This is a genomic window from Oceanobacillus sp. GQ8 (assembly GCF_059758495.1).
The window spans coordinates 1-238 of sequence record NZ_JCAXEV010000017.1; the positions used below are offsets into that span (position 1 = coordinate 1).

The 238-nt window shown below is 50.8% G+C and carries 2 tRNA genes; both read left to right on the top strand.

Features of this window, described 5'->3' with window-relative positions:
- The first annotated feature begins 66 nt into the window (after positions 1 to 66).
- A tRNA-Ile gene (locus tag AC6CHS_RS19435) sits at positions 67 to 143 on the top strand.
- Positions 144 to 162: 19 nt separating this feature from the next.
- A tRNA-Ala gene (locus tag AC6CHS_RS19440) sits at positions 163 to 235 on the top strand.
- Positions 236 to 238 lie beyond the last annotated feature (3 nt).

Genomic DNA, 238 nt, shown 5'->3' on the forward strand with positions numbered 1-238 from the left:
GGTAAGGACATACTAGTTGTTTAGTTCAGTTTTGAGAGAGTGAATTCTTTCAATAAGAATTTAGATGGGCCTGTAGCTCAGCTGGTTAGAGCGCACGCCTGATAAGCGTGAGGTCGGTGGTTCGAGTCCACTCAGGCCCACCATCTATTCTCTATATTATACGGGGCCTTAGCTCAGCTGGGAGAGCGCCTGCCTTGCACGCAGGAGGTCAGCGGTTCGATCCCGCTAGGCTCCATTT